The sequence below is a fragment of the Sphingomonas sp. AC435 genome (assembly GCF_979253005.1).
The window spans coordinates 1-2,500 of sequence record NZ_CEEDCJ010000020.1 but is presented as its reverse complement, the minus strand read 5'-3'; the positions used below and the strand labels follow the sequence as shown (position 1 = coordinate 2,500).

The window sequence follows — 2,500 nt, the reverse complement described above, 5'->3', positions numbered from 1 at the left end:
ACACGCACTGGAGGTCCGAACCGATTAACGTTGAAAAGTTACCGGATGAGTTGTGTTTAGGGGTGAAAGGCCAATCAAGCCGGGAAATAGCTGGTTCTCCGCGAAAACTATTGAGGTAGTGCCTCGAGCGAATACCGTAGGGGGTAGAGCACTGGATGGATGCGGGGGTCGCGAGATCTACCAACTCTAACCAAACTCCGAATACCTGCGAGTACTACTCGGGAGACAGACGGCGGGTGCTAAGGTCCGTCGTCAAAAGGGAAACAGCCCTGACCTACAGCTAAGGTCCCCAAGTCACGTCTAAGTGGGAAAGCATGTGGAAATCCCAAAACAACCAGGAGGTTGGCTTAGAAGCAGCCATCCTTTAAAGAAAGCGTAACAGCTCACTGGTCTAAACAAGGGTTTCTGCGGCGAAGATGTAACGGGGCTCAAGACGTGCACCGAAGCTTAGGGTGTGGATTTATCCACGCGGTAGCGGAGCGTTCCGTAAGCCTGTGAAGCGATCTGGTAATGGGTCGTGGAGGTATCGGAAGTGCGAATGCAGACATGAGTAGCGATAAAGAGGGTGAGATGCCCTCTCGCCGAAAGACCAAGGGTTCCTGCGCAAGGCTAATCCGCGCAGGGTGAGCCGGCCCCTAAGACGAGCCCGAAGGGGGTAGTCGATGGGAACCACGTTAATATTCGTGGGCCTGGTGGTGTGTGACGGATGGTGTGTGTTGTACGTCCTTATCGGATTGGACGTGCTTCGAAACTGTCCCGGGAAATAGCCCCACCGTATAGACCGTACCCGAAACCGACACAGGTGGTCAGGTAGAGTATACCAAGGCGCTTGAGAGAAGTGTCCTGAAGGAACTCGGCAAATTGCCTCCGTACCTTCGGAAGAAGGAGGCCCTCACAGCGGGCAACCGTTATGAGGGGGCACAGGCCAGGGGGTAGCGACTGTTTAGCAAAAACACAGGGCTCTGCTAAGTCGGCTTCAAGACGACGTATAGGGCCTGACGCCTGCCCGGTGCCTGAAGGTTAAGTGGAGGGGTGCAAGCTCTGAAATGAAGCCCAGGTAAACGGCGGCCGTAACTATAACGGTCCTAAGGTAGCGAAATTCCTTGTCGGGTAAGTTCCGACCTGCACGAATGGCGTAACGACTTCCCCACTGTCTCCAGGACATGCTCAGCGAAATTGAATTCTCCGTGAAGATGCGGAGTACCCGCGGTTAGACGGAAAGACCCCGTGCACCTTTACTGCAGCTTCAGAGTGGCATTAGGAAGGAACTGTGTAGCATAGGTGGGAGGCTTTGAAGCCAGGTCGCCAGATCTGGTGGAGCCATAGGTGAAATACCACCCTGTTGTTTTCTGATGTCTAACCTCGATCCCTGAAGCGGGATCAGGGACCCTCTGTGGCGGGTAGTTTGACTGGGGCGGTCGCCTCCTAAAGAGTAACGGAGGCGCGCGATGGTGGGCTCAGGCCGGTTGGAAACCGGCTGCAAGAGTGCAATGGCATAAGCCCGCCTGACTGCGAGACTGACAAGTCGAGCAGAGACGAAAGTCGGTCATAGTGATCCGGTGGTCCCTCGTGGAAGGGCCATCGCTCAACGGATAAAAGGTACGCCGGGGATAACAGGCTGATAACCCCCAAGAGCTCATATCGACGGGGTTGTTTGGCACCTCGATGTCGGCTCATCACATCCTGGGGCTGGAGCAGGTCCCAAGGGTTTGGCTGTTCGCCAATTAAAGTGGTACGTGAGCTGGGTTCAGAACGTCGCGAGACAGTTTGGTCCCTATCTGCCGTGGGCGTCGAAATTTGAGAGGAGTTGACCCTAGTACGAGAGGACCGGGTTGAACGTACCTCTGGTGTACCTGTCGTCGTGCCAACGGCGCAGCAGGGTAGCTATGTACGGACGGGATAACCGCTGAAAGCATCTAAGCGGGAAGCCTCCCTCGAGATAAGATTTCTCAGAGCGGTCGAAGACCACGACCTTGATAGATCGGATGTGGAAGCGCGGTAACGCGTGAAGCTAACCGATACTAATCGCTCTATTCGCGCTTGAGAGTTCCACCATCAACATCAATCCCGGGCAACCGGCCGATGACGATGGTGCGGATGATAAGCTCGACGCCAGACTAGGAATACAAGGTGCATCGATTTCAGAACCCCGTGCGAATATGCGCACCCCCTCGACAACGCACAGGCTTCATTGCCTGGTGACCATAGCGTCGGTGTCCCACCCGATCCCATCCCGAACTCGGCCGTGAAACCCGACCGCGCCAATGGTACTACTGCTCAAGCAGTGGAAGAGTAGGTCGTCGCCAGGCATTGCAGCTTGTGCGTCGTCGAGACACGCATACATCCCGCACGGGAAAGAACCCATTCACAACGTCATCCACCTCCCCACAAAAGGAGGTACGCCCCACAGGCGTCACCAGTGTCGCGGGGTGGAGCAGCCCGGTAGCTCGTCAGGCTCATAACCTGAAGGTCACAGGTTCAAATCCTGTCCCCGCAACCA

Annotated in this window: 1 tRNA gene and 2 rRNA genes (1 of these 3 cut by a window edge); all 3 read left to right on the top strand. The window is 55.7% G+C overall.

Annotated elements, in window-relative coordinates:
• Positions 1-2,045: ribosomal RNA gene (locus AC0CH8_RS18755) — 23S ribosomal RNA — on the top strand; it begins 750 nt to the left of the window's first position.
• Positions 2,046-2,194: 149 nt separating this feature from the next.
• A 5S ribosomal RNA gene (rrf, locus tag AC0CH8_RS18750) occupies positions 2,195-2,309 on the top strand.
• Between the two features lie 114 nt (positions 2,310-2,423).
• Positions 2,424-2,500 (top strand) — tRNA-Met (locus tag AC0CH8_RS18745).